This is a genomic window from Roseburia sp. OM02-15 (genome assembly GCF_003481835.1).
Classification (GTDB): Bacteria; Bacillota; Clostridia; order Lachnospirales; family Lachnospiraceae; genus Eubacterium_I; species Eubacterium_I ramulus_A.
Genome location: NZ_QULX01000005.1, coordinates 1 through 19,630, shown reverse-complemented (window position 1 = coordinate 19,630; position 19,630 = coordinate 1). Strand labels below are relative to the sequence as shown.

19 protein-coding genes, 1 tRNA gene and 1 pseudogene are annotated in these 19,630 nt (G+C 42.2%); 18 read left to right on the top strand and 3 right to left on the bottom strand.

Translation table 11 applies throughout. The features are described from left to right. The first annotated feature begins 18 nt into the window (after positions 1 to 18). From DXB15_RS06230 to DXB15_RS06215, 4 genes and pseudogenes are all read left to right on the top strand, one after another. Positions 19 to 213, top strand: coding sequence for a hypothetical protein (locus DXB15_RS06230; RefSeq protein WP_118702349.1), 195 nt, complete (start codon positions 19 to 21; stop codon positions 211 to 213). Between the two features lie 81 nt (positions 214 to 294). Further along, positions 295 to 720 carry a hypothetical protein gene (locus DXB15_RS06225; protein WP_118702348.1) on the top strand — a complete coding sequence of 142 codons (426 nt, stop codon included), beginning with the start codon at positions 295 to 297 and terminating at the stop codon, positions 718 to 720. Positions 721 to 729: 9 nt separating this feature from the next. Beyond that, positions 730 to 810, top strand: a pseudogene (locus DXB15_RS17850) (histidine kinase dimerization/phospho-acceptor domain-containing protein); the annotation flags it as partial. 6 nt (positions 811 to 816) lie between these two features. Beyond that, a complete protein-coding gene (locus DXB15_RS06215; RefSeq protein WP_118702347.1) occupies positions 817 to 1,851 on the top strand; it encodes an ATP-binding protein in 1,035 nt (344 codons plus the stop codon). Between the two features lie 302 nt (positions 1,852 to 2,153). On the opposite strand, the gene DXB15_RS06210 is transcribed toward DXB15_RS06215, so the two are convergent. Further along, on the bottom strand, positions 2,154 to 3,314 hold the full coding sequence (locus DXB15_RS06210) for a M20 family metallopeptidase (protein ID WP_109216672.1): 1,161 nt from the start codon (positions 3,312 to 3,314) through the stop codon (positions 2,154 to 2,156). Between the two features lie 270 nt (positions 3,315 to 3,584). Here DXB15_RS06210 and DXB15_RS06205 point away from each other — a divergent pair, with 270 nt between their 5' ends. From DXB15_RS06205 to DXB15_RS06195, 3 genes are all read left to right on the top strand, one after another. Then, entirely contained in the window at positions 3,585 to 3,854 is a 270-nt protein-coding gene (locus tag DXB15_RS06205) for a hypothetical protein (RefSeq protein WP_109216673.1), read from the top strand. Positions 3,855 to 3,870: 16 nt separating this feature from the next. Beyond that, on the top strand, positions 3,871 to 4,254 hold the full coding sequence (locus DXB15_RS06200) for a zinc ribbon domain-containing protein (protein WP_118702346.1): 384 nt from the start codon (positions 3,871 to 3,873) through the stop codon (positions 4,252 to 4,254). Positions 4,255 to 4,372: 118 nt separating this feature from the next. Further along, entirely contained in the window at positions 4,373 to 4,609 is a 237-nt protein-coding gene (locus DXB15_RS06195) for a hypothetical protein (protein WP_109216675.1), read from the top strand. Between the two features lie 260 nt (positions 4,610 to 4,869). Here DXB15_RS06195 and DXB15_RS06190 read toward each other — a convergent pair whose 3' ends face one another. Beyond that, positions 4,870 to 5,634 carry a polysaccharide deacetylase family protein gene (locus DXB15_RS06190; protein WP_118702345.1) on the bottom strand — a complete coding sequence of 255 codons (765 nt, stop codon included), beginning with the start codon at positions 5,632 to 5,634 and terminating at the stop codon, positions 4,870 to 4,872. A gap of 577 nt (positions 5,635 to 6,211) precedes the next feature. Here DXB15_RS06190 and DXB15_RS06185 point away from each other — a divergent pair. The 10 genes from DXB15_RS06185 (at position 6,212) to nrdG (ending at position 17,339) form a co-directional block, all read left to right on the top strand. Then, on the top strand, positions 6,212 to 6,769 hold the full coding sequence (locus tag DXB15_RS06185) for a helix-turn-helix domain-containing protein (protein ID WP_109216809.1): 558 nt from the start codon (positions 6,212 to 6,214) through the stop codon (positions 6,767 to 6,769). A 257-nt stretch (positions 6,770 to 7,026) separates the two neighbouring features. Continuing rightward, positions 7,027 to 8,100 (top strand): ABC transporter ATP-binding protein, encoded by a 1,074-nt coding sequence (locus DXB15_RS06180; protein WP_109216808.1) that lies wholly within the window; start codon positions 7,027 to 7,029, stop codon positions 8,098 to 8,100. Further along, the gene (locus DXB15_RS06175) at positions 8,093 to 8,908 is read left to right on the top strand and encodes an ABC transporter permease (RefSeq protein WP_109216807.1); all 816 of its coding nucleotides are present in this window, start codon (positions 8,093 to 8,095) and stop codon (positions 8,906 to 8,908) included. The genes DXB15_RS06180 and DXB15_RS06175 overlap by 8 nt, the downstream gene beginning before the upstream one ends. Next, complete coding sequence (locus tag DXB15_RS06170; protein ID WP_109216806.1) at positions 8,902 to 9,714, top strand: ABC transporter permease; 813 nt, start codon at positions 8,902 to 8,904, stop codon at positions 9,712 to 9,714. The genes DXB15_RS06175 and DXB15_RS06170 overlap by 7 nt, the downstream gene beginning before the upstream one ends. Before the next feature lie 332 nt (positions 9,715 to 10,046). Continuing rightward, positions 10,047 to 11,144, top strand: coding sequence for an ABC transporter substrate-binding protein (locus DXB15_RS06165; RefSeq protein ID WP_118702344.1), 1,098 nt, complete (start codon positions 10,047 to 10,049; stop codon positions 11,142 to 11,144). Positions 11,145 to 11,363: 219 nt separating this feature from the next. After that, the gene (gltX, locus tag DXB15_RS06160) at positions 11,364 to 12,821 is read left to right on the top strand and encodes a glutamate--tRNA ligase (protein WP_109216804.1); all 1,458 of its coding nucleotides are present in this window, start codon (positions 11,364 to 11,366) and stop codon (positions 12,819 to 12,821) included. Between the two features lie 582 nt (positions 12,822 to 13,403). Beyond that, positions 13,404 to 15,581 (top strand): anaerobic ribonucleoside-triphosphate reductase, encoded by a 2,178-nt coding sequence (gene nrdD / locus DXB15_RS06155; RefSeq protein ID WP_109216803.1) that lies wholly within the window; start codon positions 13,404 to 13,406, stop codon positions 15,579 to 15,581. A 276-nt stretch (positions 15,582 to 15,857) separates the two neighbouring features. Continuing rightward, positions 15,858 to 16,526 (top strand): hypothetical protein, encoded by a 669-nt coding sequence (locus tag DXB15_RS06150; protein ID WP_118702343.1) that lies wholly within the window; start codon positions 15,858 to 15,860, stop codon positions 16,524 to 16,526. A gap of 72 nt (positions 16,527 to 16,598) precedes the next feature. Beyond that, on the top strand, positions 16,599 to 16,775 hold the full coding sequence (locus DXB15_RS06145) for a DUF4250 domain-containing protein (RefSeq protein ID WP_118702342.1): 177 nt from the start codon (positions 16,599 to 16,601) through the stop codon (positions 16,773 to 16,775). Positions 16,776 to 16,805: 30 nt separating this feature from the next. Further along, entirely contained in the window at positions 16,806 to 17,339 is a 534-nt protein-coding gene (gene nrdG / locus DXB15_RS06140; RefSeq protein WP_118702341.1) for an anaerobic ribonucleoside-triphosphate reductase activating protein, read from the top strand. 96 nt (positions 17,340 to 17,435) lie between these two features. Here nrdG and DXB15_RS06135 read toward each other — a convergent pair. Continuing rightward, positions 17,436 to 17,515: transfer RNA gene (locus DXB15_RS06135), tRNA-Leu, on the bottom strand. Between the two features lie 380 nt (positions 17,516 to 17,895). Here DXB15_RS06135 and DXB15_RS06130 point away from each other — a divergent pair. Beyond that, positions 17,896 to 19,548, top strand: coding sequence for a Na/Pi cotransporter family protein (locus DXB15_RS06130; protein WP_118702340.1), 1,653 nt, complete (start codon positions 17,896 to 17,898; stop codon positions 19,546 to 19,548). The last annotated feature ends 82 nt before the right edge of the window (positions 19,549 to 19,630 follow it).

Genomic DNA, 19,630 nt, shown 5'->3' with positions numbered 1-19,630 from the left:
ATGTGAAATAGGATAATCATGAAAAAAAGACTGCATAAGAAAAAATATTTTTATATTGAAATGGCGGCAGTTCTGATTCTTCTGATCACATGTGTTCTTTTTAAGTACACGACCTTTGTACAGAAGAATGCGATCCAACAGTGTTTCAACATTTTGAATGATTCCAGAGAACAGATTGGGCAGATGATCACAAATGAGATGAAAAATGAGTAGGAGCATCTGGAGTCGGCATCCTATCTGCTGAAAGATTGGCTGAAACAACCGGATGCGAACTATGATCAGATCATAGAAATTTTGAAGGCATCCAGCGCCAACCAGAGTTATGCACATTGGGAAGTATGTCTGCCGGATGAAACTGTGATCAAAAGTACTGGTGAGGTGACGGAACTGGGACCATTGTATTCGTTTGAGGACCGGGTAAGTAAAAATTTTACTGTTTCTGAGCGCAGAACGACATTGGTTGATCAGGAGACACAGATCATTATGCTGTCAAACAGTATTTTTGATGAAAATGGAACTTGTATTGGTATTTTATCTTCCGTCATTGATCCGGAGGCATTCGCGGATAATTTTTTGTCGGTATCCTATAATCTGAAACCGGATATTATGCTGTTTGAGCGTGGCACCGGAGATGTTTTGCTGGATTCCTGGAATGATGGTACCTTGGGAAGTGTTGAAGATGCAGAGGAAGGGCGGTATATCAAAGCTGCCAAAGGATAATTCCTTTCCAGAATGTCCCATGATATCCGCACGCCGTTAAATGGTATTATCGGCTATCTGGATCTGGAAGACGGTAATCTGCAAAATTAGGAATTATTGCTACAGTACCGGAAAAATGCAAGAGTTGCAGCAAATCATCTGTTATCACTGATCAACGATGTTTTGAATATGAGCAAGCTGGAAGATGATAAAGTGGAGTTTGCACATGAAGCATTTGACCTGTGCGAACTGTCAGGTGATATTCTGGCACTGACGGAGATTCATGCAAAGGAGACAGGTATCACTTTGCAGCATTCGGATTGCAGCATGAATATACTGCATCTATACGTATACGGAAGTCCGCTACATGTGCGGCAGATATTTGTAAATATTTTGAATAATGCGGTGAAATATAATCGACCGGGTGGAACGATTTCATGCAAAATGGAAACAGAAAAGCAGGAAGGAAATCGGATCTGGTACAGCTGCACGATTCAGGATACCGGTATTGGTATGAAACCAGAATTTCTGAAGCATTTGTTTGATCCTTTCGCACAGGAAAAAGTAGATGCGCGAAGCGTTTACCATGGAACCGGGCTTGGCATGGCGATTGTAAAATCGCTAGTGGACAAAATGGGTGGAACTATTGAAGTAACCAGTAAAGTGGAGGAAGAATCGACTTTCCGTGTAATACTGCCGTTTGAAATTGCACCGAAAGAAGAAGTCAGCGACAGGACGGAGATAAATGCGGAAACAGGGATTCAGGGAGTAAATATTTTACTTGTTGAGGATAATGCCCTGAATATTGAGATCATTGCAGAACTGCTTCAGGAACAGGGAGCAAAAGTAACCTGTGCACATAACGGTCAGGAAGCAGTTGATGTGTTTGCGACATATCCGCAGGAAAGTTTTGATGTCATTTTGATGGATATTATGATGCCGGTTATGAATGGTATGGAAGCAGCGAAGGCAATTCGCGCACTGGAGCGACCGGATGCGGAAACTGTGCCGATCATTGCCCTGACAGCAAATGCTTTCATGGAAGACAGAAAGAAAAGTCAGGAGGCAGGCATGAATGCACATCTGACAAAACCGCTGAATATGAAAACGATAATCCAGACGATTACAAAATTGCTGAGAAACGAACAGTAACAGAGTCAGATTAAATTTACATGAACTGAAAGTCAGATTTGCAGAGATACAAAGAAAAATTGGATTAAATGCTGTATGCTGTGCATGTTACAGTAAAAGTGCTGAGAACATTCTTGGATAAAAGCAATATATAACCTCAGATATTACGAAAAAAGAAGGCGTGATATCTGAGGTTTGTTATTTTATAGAGAGAACTTGGATTATTTTCTATATAGAAAACTTTTTGAAAAAGATACATTTTTTGTATGCCCTAAATTGACTTTATAAAATCGTGTTTTTACAAGCTGCTGGTATACCTGTTATTAAATTGTGCTTTTTACAAGCTGCTGATATACCTGTTCACAGCGTAAAATATCATCAATGACAACCCATTCATCCGGTTGGTGAGCTGCTTCGAGACAACCCGGACCATAGGACATACAGTTACGGTTGTGGAGTTGTCCGGCAATGACAGCAGTATCTGTGTAACCGGTAAAACAGCTGACCTGTGGAACTTCTCCAGTGACTTCCTGACAGGACAGTTTTAAATTTTCCAGAAGCGGAGAAGTCGGATTCTGTTCAATCGGTGGTCGGTCGCCGGTGATTTTATAGGTTGCGGAAATCCCACTGACAGACTGTTCCGCGTGTTCAATGGCAGCTTCCACGATGGCATTTGTTTTTTCTGTATTCAAGGGTGGAACCAGACGCATGTCAATCCAGACTTTACAGTGATCTGGCACAACATAGGGACGATAACCGCCGGTGATCTGCCCGAAAGTGACCGTGGAACTTCCCATATCAGGGTGAACCGGTGCATACAGAATCGCATGTCGGATTTCACGAATAATCTCTGCCATGGCGGCAATGGCATCGGCACCTTTCCATGGCGTGCTTGCATGGGCAGTGTGTCCCTGCACATCAATTTCATACCAGGTGCGGCCTTTGTGTGCCATCTGAATCTGTCCATTGGTCGGTTCAGCATCAATCACCCAGTCGTGGTCTGTAACCCAGCCAGCTTGTATACACGCTTCGGAACCACGCATGAAATCCTCTTCGTCCATGGAACAGATTAGTTTTAGTGTCTGCTTTGGTGTTTTACCGGATGTTTGAAGTGTTTCTGCGGCATATTGAAATGCAGAAAGGCAACAGGCAAGACCGGATTTCATGTCACAGGCGCCACGCCCATAAATTTTTCCATCTTTTTCAATGGCATCAAAAGGTGGCAGCGTCCATCCATCGCCTACGACAACCGTATCCATGTGACAGATCATCACCAGTGCAGGCAGAGATGGATCACCGGTCAGCTCAGCTATGAGATTTGGGCGACCGGGAAGCACTTCCTGACGGGATAATCGGACATTGGGATATGGCGCAAGCTGTGTGGTGATCCAGTCTGCCATCGCATTTTCATAAGTACCCGGATCGGTACTTTCAATCTGAATCATTTGTTTTGTCATTGTAACTGCGCGGGATTGCAGAGACATATTATAAAACCCCCTTTAAAAGTTCGAAAAAGTATAAAATATTTTGAATCAAGTTTTCGAATCTATGTATCGAAAGCCTGAATAAAAACTAATCGAAATTAGATTAAATGATCTAAAATATAGATTATTATAACATTCATTACTTGTATGTGCCATAAATTTTTTGCTATAAAAAGTCTGGTGTGATAGAATAGTTGCAAATGGACAAAACTTTGCCGCGAATATATCTGCCCGGCAGAAATAAGATAGTAAGAATAGAGGTTGAATGGAATGTATTATGTACCAGATGGCACAGAAATGTGCGGATTTTATGAATGTGAAGAATGCGCAAACAGATTTTTATCTCTGAAGATCGGACCAAAGCTGGTGTGCCCGTATTGTGGAGAAGAACCGGATATGGAGATCGGACCGGATGAAGAAATGCCGGTGGCAAAAGAGACGGCAAAACTGCTGGAAGTAGTAGAAGGTGCAGAAAATGTGGAGCGTATGGATGCGTTACTTTCATTAGCAGTAACTGGCGGCGACTACGAGTGGATTTAAAGTAGGAGATTGAGAAATGTTTTTTATGATGGGAATCACGGACGGAAGAAAAAATCTGGATTATAATCAGACCGAAATCTGTAGTGTGTGTGGACGATACGGACGGTTTCAGATATTTATGACATACACCGTATTGTCACTGTTTTTTATTCCGTGTTTCAAATGGAACAGACACTATTATGTGCAGACCAGTTGTTGTCACACCCTGTATGAATTGGATAGGGAAATCGGTCGAAGAATCGAGCGTGGCGAAGATGTGCGGATCTTACCGGAACATTTGCAAAAAGTTGAAAATGGTAGATCGGGGTATCACTATGGTGGTTATAAGCGTTGCACGAATTGTGGGTATGAGACAACCGAAGACTTTGTGTTTTGCCCGAAATGCGGTATGCGGTTGTAACGGGAATTGTGCTGCGTGATTATAGCGGAAATTATGTCCTTGCTTGGAACGAATATAGTGTAATGCGGATGAAATTTTTGAATGTATGATTTTATAAGAGACAATAAGGAGCATTTGTATGTGGAAAATCAAACAGATCGCAGAGGCGGACTTTGGCTGTGAAGAACGGCTGCCGGGAGAAAAATTAAAATGTCTAGTTATATTAGAAAATGAAAAGGGTGAGACACGTCGACTGGAAGTCGAAGACGAATGGCTCACCGAACAGGGACTGGACGAGGGCAGTATGTGGGATGTTTCGGATAAAGATTTTAACCAAATCAAGGAAGTCCCCTGCTTCAATTGCGAAAAGCAATAAGCAGGGGTAGGGACTTGATTGTATCAGGAGGGGTGCAAGCCCCTTCTGATAAGCTGCGAAGCAGCTATTTGGTTATGAGCAAGTAGCGAAGGCGGATTGCGAATATCCTTTGACTTAATGAAAGCGCCCAAATTGATTTTGTCTTTCTGGCTAATAATCGCTCATAAAGAAAAAATCAATTTGGGCGCTATTTACGTCGAGATATCCTAAAAGATTCTCCGATTTCGTATTATTTCAATAACCTAAATTTTCCCTACCATTTAATCTAAAATCTGCTTTCCGGTCACATCTAAATGATAATTCTCCCGATAAATTAATTCTGAAATCGGCACAAACTGAAACCCCTTTTCTTCCAGCTGCGTCAGCAGCGTATCCAGCGCATCCGCTGTATATTTAGCCCCATTATGACACAAGATAATAGCCCCACCGGTCAGCTGCTTATTGTCGCAGATCCGGGTAATAATATCATCCACACCGTAATCCTTCCAATCGAGACTATCAATAGACCACTGAATCGGATAATATCCACAGGACAGCACGCCCGTGATGACTTCATTATCATAATCTCCGTAAGGCGGTCGGAAAAGAAACATATCATATCCGGTCAACGCTTTCACTTTTTCATGCACAGACATGATCTCATTCCGGATTTCCGTATCGGACAGCTGACTCATATTTTTATGATTCTGACTGTGATTGCCAAGATCGTGTCCACCTTCATAAATTGCCTTCACATCATCAGGGTAAGAATCTACCCATCCACCCGTCATGAAAAACGTCGCATGAACATTATGTTTTGCAAGAATTTCCAGAATCCGCGCAGTATCATCATTGCCCCAGGCGGCGTCAAACGAAATCGCAATTTTGGGTTCTTTGGTATCCACACAATAAATCGGAAGCTCTTTGCCGTTTACAGTATTGCTGACGGAAATCACTCCGGTTGTCATCTGAAAATAAATAGTTATGGCAAGGATGCTGCAGACTACCACCGGCAGCAGAAGGGAGAAGCGTTTTTCTTTTTTCATAGGTTCTCCTTCGGACATGAGATTACTAATATATATGAAAGCAGACAGTTTCTTATGTGCATAAATACAGGCGAAAACGGATTGTATTTGCATAAAAAGAAGCCGTCTGCTTTTGTGCAAAAGAAAGGAAATTTACAACGTTGTTCAAGTCGAACGCACGTGAGACTTGGTGCGTGATTCTGGTCAGCGCAAGCTGACATCTTCTTTTCAGAATCACTGCACTCTACACTTCGTTTCGGTCGGCGCAAAACCATTGTCTCCCAGACAATGTGCGCCCTCGCGGAGCATTTATCTCAGTCGGAGATTGAACTCCCACTGAGAAATACTTGTTACTACTCACCACTTCCAGAAGTGGGAGTCTCAACTCAGACTGAGATGAAAGCTATTTGGTTTCTGGAAAAGGCTGTGAAATGTCCGGGAAAAAATACAGTAAGAAGTATGTAAAAAATAACAATAATAGTTGACTTTCTGTTTAATAATAGTATAATCAAAATCGTGCGAAAAGTTTAGTGACAGTCAACATTTTGTTAACTATTTAGAATAGTAGTGTTAATCCGAAAGAAATGGAAGCGAGAACATGGAACCGAATTATGTGAATTGCAGAATCGGAGAAAAAATCAAAGATCTGAGAAATCAGAATGGTCTGACGCAGCAGGAGCTGGCAGACCGGTCAGAATTGACGAAAGGATATATTTCCCAGTTAGAGCGTGGTCAGGTGGCACCTTCTGTGGTGACACTGTTGGATCTCATCGAATGTCTGGGAACGACACCGTCTGAATTTTTCAAGGAGACGGAAGAAGAACATGTGGTGTATTCGGAAGGCGCATTTTTTGAAAAAATTGATGAAGCCGGAAACAGCATTCAGTGGATTGTGCCGAATGCGCAGCAATATCAGATGGAACCGTTGCTTGTGGTGGTTCAGCCAAAGGAGAAATTGCAGGAGGATAAGCCTCATGAGGGCGAGGAGTTCGGATATGTGATTTCTGGAAGAATCCGTTTGCACCTTGGCGACAAGACATATACCGTGAAATCCGGAGAAAGTTTTTATTTCTGTGCGAACAGAAATCATTATATTGAAAATACCGGCAGCCGCCCGGCAAAATTTGTGTGGGTGAGCACGCCGCCAACCTTTTAACCAAATCAAGGAAGTCCCCTGCTTCAATTGCGAAAAGCAATAAGCAGGGGTAGGGACTTGCTTGTATCAGGAGGGCTGCAAGCCCCTTCTGATAAGCTGCGAAGCAGCTATTTGGTTATGAGCAAGTAGCGAAGGCGGATTGCGAATATCCTTTGACTAAAGTAAGTATCCTGTTTTCAATGTGAAAAATGAGCAGCGAAGGGGACTTATCTTGAGTGGGTTAAACAGGAAAAATAATTAACATGAGGAGAAATGGGATGGAACAGCCAATTTTAAATTTACAGCATCTGACGAAATCTTTTGACGGGAAAAAGATACTGGATGATCTGAGTATTGATATCGGAAGAAATGAATTTGTGACATTATTAGGTCCTTCCGGCTGCGGTAAGACAACGACACTGCGTATCATCGGCGGATTTGCCACACCGGATGAGGGAAAAGTTATTTTTGAAGGACAGGATATCACAAATCTGTCTCCGGATAAACGTCACATCAATACCGTATTTCAGAAATATTCTTTGTTTTCCCATATGAGCGTTGGAGAAAATATTGCTTTTGGACTGAAATTAAAGAAAAAAAGCAAATCTTATATTCAGGATAAGATCAAATATGCACTGAAACTGGTAGATCTGGAAGGATTTGAGGATCGTCATCCGATGTCTCTCTCCGGCGGACAGCAGCAGCGTATCGCCATTGCCCGTGCCATTGTAAATGAGCCGGAAGTACTGCTGTTGGATGAGCCGCTGGGGGCACTGGATCTGAAACTGCGTCAGGATATGCAGCAGGAGCTGATCAAAATTAAAAATGAGCTGGGTATTACCTTTATTTTTGTTACCCATGATCAGGAAGAAGCACTGACCATGTCTGACCGTATCATTGTTATGAACCAGGGGCTGATCCAGCAGGTAGGAACACCGGTAGATATTTACAACGAGCCGCAGAATGCCTTTGTAGCAGATTTTATCGGCGAGAGTAATATCATAGACGGTGTGATGCCGAAGGATTGTCTGGTGGAAATCCTTGGATGTCCGTTCCCATGCGTGGATACCGGATTTGCTCCGAATGAAAATGTCGATGTGGTTATCCGACCGGAGGATATGGAATTTGTACAGCCGGGAGAGGGTATGATGGACGGTGTTGTGACATCCATTTTGTTTAAAGGTGTTCACTATGAGATGAAAGTGCAGGCAAAAGGCTTTGAGTGGCTGGCGCACAGTACCATTGCTTACCATCCGGGTACAGAGATCGGTTTGTATGTAAAACCGGAAAATATTCAGATCATGCACAAACCAGTGTCTTCCGCACAGGAGGTTATCAAAAAGGATGAATAAGAGAAGTTTACTGGCTACGCCGTATATTATCTGGATCATGGGATTTACGGTATTGCCGATTTTGATGATCGTATTTTATGCGCTGGGGGATGGAAACGGCGGATTTACGTTGGCGAACATTCTGGCGATTTTCCAGCCGGTGCATTTGAAATCTTTATTGCTGGCACTTTGGCTTGCACTGCTCTGCACCGCCATCTGTCTGGTGCTGGCATATCCGCTGGCAGTAATGCTGCGGAAATTGAACATCGGAAAACAGGGAATGATGGCGATCATCGTGATCCTGCCGATGTGGGTAAATTTTGTACTGCGTATCATGGCATGGCAGCTATTGTTATCCAGAAACGGTATTATCAATGCACTGCTTGGCGCACTTGGACTGCCGGGACAGCATCTTGCCAATTCCAATGTGGCAATTGTAATCGGTATGGTATATGATTATCTGCCATTTATGATACTGCCGGTATACAATGCGGTTTCCGAGCTGAATGAGGATATCCTTGAGGCAGCCAGAGACCTTGGCGCACCGCCAAAAGCAGTACTGACAAAAATTATGATCCCGCTGACCATGCCGGGAATCATCAGTGGAATTACCATGGTATTTGTTCCGTCACTGACCACTTTTGCCATTCCGGATATTCTGGGCGGCGGTAAGATTATGCTGATCGGAAATATTATTGAACAGGAATTCTCAACAAGTATGAACTGGAATCTTGGTTCTGGTTTATCCATTGCGCTGATGATCTTTGTGTTGATCAGTATGATGTTTACTTCAAAAACAGATGCAGGAAAGGAGCGCAGCGTATGGTAAAGCGATTTTTTATGAAATTTTATCTGGTGCTGATCATTGCGTTTTTGTATATTCCGATTGCAGTGCTGGTCGTTCTTTCCTTTAATGCATCCAGATCCCGTGTTGTATGGGGTGGATTTACACTGGAATGGTATCAAAACCTGCTACACAACAGTGATGTAATGGCGGCGTTACAGAATACATTGACCATTGGTTTCGCATCTGCGGCGATCGCAACCGGAATCGGTCTTTTGGCAGCCATCGGTATCGATGCAATGCGAAAAAGAAGCTACACACTGACTCTTGGCGTGGGAAATATTCCAATGTTGAATGCAGATATTGTAACAGGTATCGCACTGATGCTGTGGTTTTCCAGATTTACGAATTTAGGTTATGTAAGTATTTTACTGGCGCATATCACGTTCAATATTCCATATGTCATTTTGAGTATTTTACCGAAACTGCAACAGATGGATATGAGTGTGTACGAGGCGGCACGAGATCTTGGCGCAAACAGCGTGACAGCATTTGTACGTGTCATTCTGCCAATGATCTTCCCGTCTGTAATGAGTGGATTTTTCATGGCGCTGACAATGTCCATGGATGATTTCGTTGTTACATATTTCACAAAGGGAGCAGGAATCAATACCTTATCCACCATGATCTACGGTGAGTTAAAGCGTGGTATCAAGCCGGAAATGTATGCACTTTCCACACTGATTTTTGTGGTAGTATTGGTGATCTTACTGCTGGCAAATTATGTTCCGAGAATTCATCAGAACAGAGTGAACGCAGGTCGCAAAGCAACTGCGTTCATGAGCAGGTAGCAAAAGCGGATTGCGAATGTCCGCTTTAGAGCAGCAGTACGATAAACGGCAAAAAGGCGGTTGCGATAAAAATATCAGATGGGAGATGACTCCCACCTCTATAGGTGGTGAAAAACAAGCTAGTATCAGTGGTGGGAGCCAATCCCCCATCTGATATAGCCTCCGGCAGGATTACAGAGGTGCGCAGTTGAAGTATGTCATGCAATTGCATGACGCGCACCTCGCAACAAGAATGCCGGAGCATTCTTGAATTTTGTAAGAAAAACATCTTCTATATAGAAAAAAGTATTTTATGGCATAGAACACGCCGGGCGAATGGGAAAGGTGACAGTATGATAAATAGAAATTGGAAACGCCGGGTGGCAATGGCGCTGTGTGTTGCCATGACCGGAATTTTAGTCGGCTGCGGTGCTACCGGAGAGGAAGAATCTTCCGTGGATATGTCCGAAGCTGGCGGAAAAGATACCATTGTGGTATTAAACTATGGAGAATATATTGATACTTCCATATTAAAACAGTTTCAGAAAGAGACCGGAATCAAAGTGCTTTATGAGGAAGCAACGACACCGGAGGAAATGTATTCCAAATATATGGCGAGTACGATTCCATATGATCTGGTCTGTTCTTCCGATTACATGGTAGAGCGTTTTATCGAAGAGGGTGAGGCGGAAGAAATCGATTACAGCAAAATGCAGTATATCGATAATATTGGTGATCTTTACTGGGAAATGTCCAAATCTTATGATCCGGAACTCAAATACAGCGTTCCGTATTTCTGGGGAACCGTAGGTATCTTGTACAACACAAATATGGTGGATGAGGAGATCACAAGCTGGGACAGTCTGTTTAACGGAAAATACGCCGGAGAGATTATTATGCAGAACAGTATCCGTGATGCGTATATGTGTGCATTGAAATATAAAGGATATTCTCTGAACACAACAGATCGTAAGGAACTGGACATTGCACAGAAGCTGCTGATCGAGCAGAAACCGGATGTGGAAGCATATTTCGTAGATGAAGTCCGCGAGGAGATGGTTGCCGGAAATGCGGCATTAGCTGTCTGCTATTCCGGTGAGGCATATTTAGCCAACGATTATGATGAAGATCTGGAATATGTCGTTCCGGAGGAGGGCTCCAATGTATGGTTTGATTCCTGGACAATGATGAAAAAAGGAGAAAACCATGAGGGTGCACTGAAGTTCCTGGATTTCCTCTGCAGAGAAGATATTGCGATGAAAAACTTTGAGGAAATCTATTATCCGACACCGAATACAGCAGTATACGATCAGCTGGATGAGGAGACAAAGAATGATCCGTTGATTTTCCCGAGTGAGGAGACACTGGAAAAATGTGAGGTATACAAAGCATTGGATGCGGATACCACAGCATATTACAGTCAGCTCTGGAAAGAACTTAAGACAAGCTGACGCTTGCAGGCAGGATACTGACAGGTATCCTGTTTTTTTCTCTTGTGGAAATATCCTGTTTGCGTTATAATAGGAACGCTTATGGAATGAAGAAAACGATTCAGAAAAATTTATCAGTTTGTGTGATTCAAAATCATGTGTAGATTTTACTAGCATATGAAGATAAACTGAAAAAGTTGGATGTTGAATCGAAATAAATATACAGAAAGAGGTAGAGTTATGGCTAAAGTCAGAACAAGATTTGCACCGAGCCCGACAGGCCGTATGCACGTTGGTAATCTGCGTACCGCTTTGTACACATATCTGATCGCAAAGCATGAGGGCGGAGATTTTGTATTAAGAATAGAAGATACTGACCAGGAGCGTTTCGTAGAAGAAGCACTGGGCATCATTTACCGTACACTGGAAAAAACAGGTCTGATCCACGATGAAGGACCGGACAAAGATGGCGGCTATGGTCCGTACATCCAGAGTGAGCGCTGCAAGAGCGGTCTTTATCTGGAATATGCAAAGAAACTGATCGAAAAAGGCGAGGCATATTACTGCTTCTGCGACAAAGAGCGTCTGGATTCTTTAAAACAGAACATCAACGGTAAAGAGATCAGCGTTTATGACAAACATTGTCTGCATCTTTCCAAAGAAGAAATCGAGGCAAATCTGGCAGCAGGAAAACCGTATGTTATCCGTGCCAATGTACCGAATGAAGGAGAGACAACTTTCCATGATGAGATTTACGGAGACATTACACAGCCAAACTCTGAGCTGGATGACATGATCCTGATCAAATCCGACGGATATCCGACTTACAACTTTGCAAACGTTGTAGATGATCATCTGATGAACATCACACACGTAGTCCGTGGTAATGAGTATCTGTCTTCCGCACCGAAATATACAAGACTGTATCATGCCTTCGGATGGGAAGAGCCGAAATACATCCACTGCCCGCTGATCACAAACGAAGAACATCAGAAACTGAGCAAACGTAGCGGACATTCTTCTTATGAAGACCTGATCGAACAGGGATTTTTATCTGAGGCAGTTGTAAATTTTGTTGCACTGCTTGGATGGAGTCCGGTAGACAACCGTGAGATCTTCTCCTTAGAGGAGCTGGTGAAAGAATTTGATTATCATCACATCAGCAAATCTCCGGCCGTTTTTGATATGGTAAAACTGAAATGGATGAACGGAGAGTACATCAAAGCAATGGATTTTGATGCATTCTACGAGATGGCAGAGCCGTACATCAAAGAAGTGGTACATCGTGATTGTGATTACAAGAAGATCGCTCAGATGGTAAAAACACGTATCGAGATCTTCCCGGATATCAAAGAGCATATTGATTTCTTCGAGGCAGTTCCGGAGTACGATGTAGCAATGTATACACATAAAAAGATGAAAACAAATGCAGAGACATCTCTGGCAGTTTTAAAAGATGTGTTACCGTTACTGGAAGCACAGGAAGATTACAGCAACGATGCCCTGTATGCAATGCTTAGCGGTTATGTAAAAGAAAACGGATACAAGAACGGTTATGTAATGTGGCCGATCCGTACTGCACTTTCCGGAAAACAGATGACACCGGGTGGAGCAACTGAGCTGATGGAGGTACTTGGAAAAGAAGAGTCCATCGCACGTATCAAAGCTGCTATCGAAAAACTGACAGCAGAAGCATAAGAAAAATGAATATCATACCAGATGTTGTGTCATGGAAATATGACATAGACAGTTTGGTTATCAGATCTGACATCAGGGGAGGGGTAAGAGTACCTGATCACGACGGAACTCTTTCCCTCTCTTTTTGTGCGTAAAAACCTCTGTTTTTGAGGAATAGGTGTGTAAAAAAATGCACATACAAGATATAGTATTGATATTTGAAAAACATTTTTTGTCAATTGTGCAAAGTGCTATTTTTGCATTTTGAAATTTTTTGAATTAAATGGAAAAAGTTGCGAAAAAAAGGCAGTATTCTGAGTGATTTCAAAAAGTCAATACGTTAACTGAAATTTGTGGATATTGATAGAAAATCACTAGATGTAGGATTTGTAATTGAAAATCAACACTAGATATTGTACAATGGTCAAGAACGGTCCTCCAGAGAAGAAGACAGGGCTTCGAAAGGGATCAACAGGATCGTTATAATAGAAATTCAACTGTTTGGAGAGAAAAAAAGGGTTGGATGTTACTTGAGACAACTCTGAACAGCAGATGAACAAATAATAAAAGTAAGAGAAAAAGTGGTAAGAAAGGGCGAGTGGAATGAAGATTATTAAACGTAGCGGATCAGAATCGCAGTTTGATCTGGATAAGATTATTTCCGCAGTGATCAGGGCGAATGACAGTGTGGCAGAGACTGAGCGGATGAGCAAAGAGCAGATCGCAGTTATCGGAGCCAATATGCGTACGATTTGTGAAGGCATGAATCGTGCACTGAGTGTAGAGGAAATTCAGGATCTGGTAGAGAATCAGATCATGAACCAGAGAGCCTTTTCTGTAGCGCGTAACTATATCACCTACCGATATAAGAGAGCGCTGGTGCGTAAGTCCAACTCAACAGATGAGCAGATCTTAAGCCTGCTTGAGTTTGACAACGAAGAAGTAAAACAGGAAAACTCCAACAAAAACCCGGCAGTTAACAGCGTACAGCGTGACTATATGGCGGGTGAGGTAAGTAAAGATATTACAAAACGGTTCCTTCTGCCAGAAGATATCGTGGATGCACATGAGAAAGGTCTGATCCATTTCCACGATGCTGATTATTTTGCGCAGCATATGCACAACTGCTGTCTGGTAAATCTGGACGACATGCTGGAGAACGGAACCGTGATCAGCGAGACAATGATCGAAAAACCACACAGCTTTTCTACTGCATGTAACGTAGCAACACAGGCGGTTGCACAGATCGCAAGTTCTCAGTACGGCGGACAGAGTATTTCCCTGTCCCATCTGGTACCGTTTGTACAGGTAAGCCGTGAGAAATATCAGAAAGAAGTTGCTTACGAATTCGAGCAGAGTGGTATCGAAGCAGATGAAGAGACAATCAATAAAGTAGCAGAGCTTCGTGTACAGAAAGAAGTAAAACAGGGCGTTCAGATGATCCAGTATCAGGTAATCACACTCATGACTACCAACGGTCAGGCTCCGTTTATTACCATTTTTATGTACCTGAACGAAGTTCCGGAAGGACGTACCAGAGATGATCTGGCTATGGTCATTGAGGAAGTGTTAAAACAGCGTATTCAGGGTATCAAGAATGAGAAAGGTGTCTATATCACACCGGCATTCCCGAAACTGATCTACGTTTTAGAAGAGGACAATATTCATGAGGACAGCAAATACTGGTATCTGACAAAACTTGCTGCAGAGTGTACCGCAAAAAGAATGGTGCCGGATTACATCTCTGAGAAGATTATGTTTGAAAATAAAGTAGACAAAAACGGTGAGGGACATTGTTATCCGTGCATGGGATGCCGTTCCTTCCTGACACCGTATGTAGATCCGAAAACAAATCAGCCGAAATATTACGGACGTTTCAATCAGGGTGTTGTAACTGTCAACCTGGTTGATGTAGCCTGCTCTTCCGGCGGAAACATGGAAAAATTCTGGAAGATTTTCGATGAGCGTCTGGAACTTTGCCACCGCGCACTGGTTTGCCGTCATGAGCGTCTGGAAGGAACACCTTCTGATGTAGCTCCGATCCTGTGGCAGCATGGCGCACTGGCAAGACTGAAAAAAGGTGAGACCATTGATGAATTGCTTCACGGTGGATATTCCACAATCTCACTGGGATATGCAGGTCTGTGCGAATGTGTTCGTTATATGACAGGAAAATCCCACACAGATCCAAGTGCAACACCGTTTGCACTGGAAGTAATGCAGCATATGAACGATGTCTGCAACGAGTGGAAAGCAGAGCACAACGTAGACTTCAGTCTGTATGGCACACCGCTTGAGTCCACCACTTACAAATTTGCAAAATGTCTGCAGAAACGTTTTGGACTGATCCCGGGTGTAACAGACAAAAACTACATCACAAACAGCTATCATGTACACGTAACAGAGAATATAGATGCTTTTGAAAAACTGAAATTCGAAGCGCAATTCCAGAAGCTGTCTCCGGGCGGTGCGATCAGTTACGTGGAAGTACCGAACATGCAGCAGAATCTGGATGCAGTACTTGCAGTAATGCAGTACATTTATGACAACATCATGTACGCAGAGCTGAATACAAAGAGTGATTTCTGTCAGGTATGCGGTTACACTGGTGAGATCCAGATCGTAGAGGAAGACGGAAAACTGATCTGGGAGTGTCCGAACTGCGGAAACCATGATCAGGATAAGATGAATGTGGCACGTCGTACCTGTGGTTATATCGGAACACAGTTCTGGAATCAGGGAAGAACTCAGGAAATTAAGGAGAGAGTGCTTCATCTGTAAATTAGCAAAAATAACTTAAAACCCAAAAATTTTTTTCGGGGATTTGACTAACAAAAAATTTCGGCCGAGGAAAAAAAGCCTTAAAAACTCTGAGATTTGTAACAAAAATAATAAATTAAAAAAAGACTGCTATGTAATTGTTGAGAAAGACGTTATATAACGGTCTTTCTTAATATATGTTAAAGAAAATCGACGGCTGTTGACAGGAGAAAAAGTGGAATGGTATGATTATTTTATAAAAATAGTAGGAGACGGTATGGGAAAAAGGAGGGGAGTATGAACAGCAGAAAAAAGGCGATAAAGGCAGTTATTATTGTATTAATTGCAGCAGTTGCATTTGGATATGGAACTTATACAACGTTACGTTCGGGTGTTTATGTAGGAGATGACTTTTTCTATAAAAAAAGTGATTCGCGGTATGAAAAGAACATTTCTAATTATATAGAGCAGACATCGGATCATGAATTTACAATTGTTTCTCACGATAAAAAACAGGAAGTTTCCTATGAGATAGAAAAGGAACAAATTACATTTTATTTTCCAGATCAGACTATATCAGGAAGCTGGGATACAGAGCAGAAAGAGTTGTATGATAACGGAGTGCCAGTACTCCAGAATGGAAACTTTGAATTTTCTGAAGATGGCGTGAATATTACTCCAGACATGGGACAGGAGCGTTGCAGTTACGCACTGTGCAGGATCATCTATAATGATCAGGAAACAATTTCAAAATGGTATATGAATATATTTGGACTGGTTTGGTATATTCTTGGAATTATCTGGGTGATGTATCCGGAAGAATGTTATTTCTTTTTGCGGAAGTGGCAGTATAACAACGGAGAGTTATCTGCGATGGGGCGTTTGTGGCAGCAGATTGGTGGCGGCATTCTGGCAGTATTTGGACTTTTTATTATGAGTGGTATGGCAACGATTCTTGAAAAATAGAATACCAAAAAAGAGCATATAGTATTATAATAGGGAATGATACAGAGACATAGATGCTGGAGGAATAAAACAATGAAATTACCAAAAGATCCTGTGATGCTTTTAAGCGTTGTAAATACAGAACTGAGAGACCATTATCCATCATTGGCAGAACTGGCAAAAGCGTATGGTGTAACAGAACAGGAAATTATAGATCAGCTTGCACAGATCAATTATGAATATAAGCCGGAGACAAATCAGTTCCGATAAGCTGAAGATAGTATCTGGAGGGGATAGAACATGTATTATTGTAATATAAAAAAATCAGATATTGCGGACGGACCGGGAGTACGCGTAACCTTATTTGTGTCCGGATGTACGCATCATTGTGAGGAATGTTTTCAACCGGAGACATGGAATTTTTCCTATGGTCAGCCTTTTACAAAAGATGTAGAAGAAGAACTGATGGATGCATTGCAACCTGGATATGTGTCAGGTCTGACATTACTTGGCGGGGAACCATTTGAGCCGGAGCATCAGTACGTGTTGCTTCCGTTTTTACAGAGAGTGCGCCGTGAATTGCCGAAAAAAACAATCTGGGCTTACAGTGGTTATGTATACGAGGAATTGACTGGAAAAGAGATTGGAACCGGAAGAGCACGCTGTGAGGTGACGGATGCGGTGCTTGCTTGTGTGGATGTGCTGGTAGACGGAGAATTTATGAAAGATAAGAAAAATATCAGTCTGCAGTTCCGAGGATCGGAAAATCAGCGTCTGATCGATCTGAGAAAAACCGAAGAAGCCGGTGAAATCGTATGGTGGGACGGAAAATAGAAGCTGCATATATTCCGGTTGGAAGTTAGTTGCTGTCAAAACATAAAAAATAAGGGTTTTCGGGACTATGAAAAATGCCCGGAAACCCTTATTTTATGCGGATAACAGGACTTGAACCTGCACGGTCTCCCACCAGAACCTAAATCTGGCGCGTCTGCCAATTCCGCCATATCCGCAAAGTAATGAACGCGCTCTGGCGCGTCTGCCTACCATTGAACGTTAGTAGTTCAATGGTCATGAATTCCGCCATATCCGCAAAACTAAAAAATTTAGTCACAAATCGAATTATACAGAATACAAAACAAAAAATCAACCGTTACTTTCATTAAAATAATCATTAAAAATTGTGAAAAATTATGGTTCCGTAAATGGATAGTGATAAATTTGTTACTATTTATATATTTTACCTCTATTTTACGTTGAAATTTCTTATATTTTACCTATTTTCAATAAATTACGTTTAAGCTAAAGACAAATTTACAATTTACTGTTAAAATAGATTCGTATGTAAAAATCTATTTACAATTTTTTTACGAATATTACGGAGGATAAATATATGTCTATAGTAGAAGTGTTTTCACTATTGGGTGGCGTTGGATTGTTCCTTTTTGGTATGACGATCATGTCCGCTGGTCTGAAAAATGCCTGTGGTGATAAACTCCAGACAATTTTGGAACACGCAACAAAAAACAAATTGATTGCAATTGCTGTGGGACTTGGTATGACGATACTGGTTCAGAGTTCTTCGGCTACGGATGTTATGGTTATCGGATTTGTAAACTCAGGTCTGATGAACTTGGGACAGGCGATCGGTGTTATTATGGGTGCCAATATTGGTACAACAATCACTGCACAGATCACAGCGTTTAACATCAGTACATTTACGCCGCTGCTTCTTTTTGCAGGTGCGATCATGTATCTGTTTATGAAAAATGATTTTGTGAAGCATGTAGGATCTGTCATCATGGGCTTTGGTATGTTATTCCAGGGTATTACCATGATGAAAGTTGCGATTCATCCGTTATCCCAGAGTGAAGGATTTGTTTCATTCTTATCCACATTGAACAATCCGGCACTTGCAATTCTCTTTGGTATTGCATTTACGGCATTGCTGCAGAGTTCTTCTTCTTCAACCGTTATTTTTCAGGCGTTTGCCATTCAGGGACTGCTTAGCTACAACGTAGCTGTTTACCTGGTAATTGGTGCGGCAATTGGTTCTGTTACACCAAACCTGCTTGCAAGTCTGACTGCAAACAGAAACGGAAAGAGAGCGGCAATTTTGAACCTGCTGTTTAACGTATTCCGTGCGGGAATCCTGGTTGCATTGATCAATATCTTCCCAATCATACTGACAGGAATCCAGAGTCTGTCACCGAGCGATGTTGGACGTCAGGTGGCAAATACGCATACAATTTTCGCAATTATCGCGGTACTGGTTGAGTTATCGTTTACAAATAAACTGATCTGGCTGGCAGAGAAGATTGTTCCGGTACTTCCGGAGGAAAACCAGCAGTTAGAAGATCGTTCTCTGGTATATATGACACAGCTGACAAAAGTACCGGCTCCAGTTGCTTTGCGTCAGACACAGCGTGAGATCACACGTATGGGACATATCGCAGCTGACAATCTGAAACGTGCACTGGATTGCTTCTTCAATTACAGTATGTCAAAGGCAGCTTCCGTACGGTCTCATGAGGAGAGTGTCAATATCCTGAATCATCTGATTGCAGATGCCATGGTAGACCTCAGATCCCTGGATCTGTCACCGGAAAATATGCGTCGTGTGTCTATGATGACCATTGCGGTTACTGATATTGAGCGCTTATCCGATCATGCGGAAAATATTGTAGAGTACATTGAACAGATGAATGCGAAAAAAGCAGAAATGTCAGAGGCAGCCAGAAAAGAACTTCTGGATATGTCTCAGGATGCGTTGGATGCCGTTTATCTGGCGTTGGATATTTTTGAAAAAGATGATTACAGCAAGCTGGATCAGATTGAAATTCTGGAGCAACATGTAGATGATCATGAGAAAGATCTCATTAATAATCACATTGAGCGTATTATGAACTCTATGTGTAATCCACTTGGTGGAGTTATTTTCTCCGATCTGGTTACCGATCTGGAGCGATGTTCCGATCATGCCATTAATCTGGCATACGCATTAAAAGAACGTCCATCTGAATTGGACGCACCGAAATTAGTGTAAATTTTACGGGTAATTGTGTGGTTTAAATTCAAGAATGCTCCGGCATTCTTGTTGCGAGGTGCGCGTCATGCAATTGCATGAC

What these genes read in the sequence shown, in the direction of transcription:
- DXB15_RS06175 (WP_109216807.1), top strand. Translation starts at nt 8,093, where the DNA reads ATGAATAAGAGAAGTTTACTGGCTACGCCGTATATTATCTGGATCATG.
- DXB15_RS06150 (WP_118702343.1), top strand. Translation starts at nt 15,858, where the DNA reads ATGAACAGCAGAAAAAAGGCGATAAAGGCAGTTATTATTGTATTAATT.
- DXB15_RS06190 (WP_118702345.1), bottom strand. Translation starts at nt 5,634, where the DNA reads ATGAAAAAAGAAAAACGCTTCTCCCTTCTGCTGCCGGTGGTAGTCTGC.
- DXB15_RS06165 (WP_118702344.1), top strand. Translation starts at nt 10,047, where the DNA reads ATGATAAATAGAAATTGGAAACGCCGGGTGGCAATGGCGCTGTGTGTT.
- DXB15_RS06130 (WP_118702340.1), top strand. Translation starts at nt 17,896, where the DNA reads ATGTCTATAGTAGAAGTGTTTTCACTATTGGGTGGCGTTGGATTGTTC.
- DXB15_RS06210 (WP_109216672.1), bottom strand. Translation starts at nt 3,314, where the DNA reads ATGTCTCTGCAATCCCGCGCAGTTACAATGACAAAACAAATGATTCAG.
- DXB15_RS06170 (WP_109216806.1), top strand. Translation starts at nt 8,902, where the DNA reads ATGGTAAAGCGATTTTTTATGAAATTTTATCTGGTGCTGATCATTGCG.
- nrdD (WP_109216803.1), top strand. Translation starts at nt 13,404, where the DNA reads ATGAAGATTATTAAACGTAGCGGATCAGAATCGCAGTTTGATCTGGAT.
- DXB15_RS06180 (WP_109216808.1), top strand. Translation starts at nt 7,027, where the DNA reads ATGGAACAGCCAATTTTAAATTTACAGCATCTGACGAAATCTTTTGAC.
- DXB15_RS06200 (WP_118702346.1), top strand. Translation starts at nt 3,871, where the DNA reads ATGTTTTTTATGATGGGAATCACGGACGGAAGAAAAAATCTGGATTAT.
- nrdG (WP_118702341.1), top strand. Translation starts at nt 16,806, where the DNA reads ATGTATTATTGTAATATAAAAAAATCAGATATTGCGGACGGACCGGGA.
- DXB15_RS06145 (WP_118702342.1), top strand. Translation starts at nt 16,599, where the DNA reads ATGAAATTACCAAAAGATCCTGTGATGCTTTTAAGCGTTGTAAATACA.
- gltX (WP_109216804.1), top strand. Translation starts at nt 11,364, where the DNA reads ATGGCTAAAGTCAGAACAAGATTTGCACCGAGCCCGACAGGCCGTATG.
- DXB15_RS06205 (WP_109216673.1), top strand. Translation starts at nt 3,585, where the DNA reads ATGTATTATGTACCAGATGGCACAGAAATGTGCGGATTTTATGAATGT.
- DXB15_RS06185 (WP_109216809.1), top strand. Translation starts at nt 6,212, where the DNA reads ATGGAACCGAATTATGTGAATTGCAGAATCGGAGAAAAAATCAAAGAT.
- DXB15_RS06230 (WP_118702349.1), top strand. Translation starts at nt 19, where the DNA reads ATGAAAAAAAGACTGCATAAGAAAAAATATTTTTATATTGAAATGGCG.
- DXB15_RS06195 (WP_109216675.1), top strand. Translation starts at nt 4,373, where the DNA reads ATGTGGAAAATCAAACAGATCGCAGAGGCGGACTTTGGCTGTGAAGAA.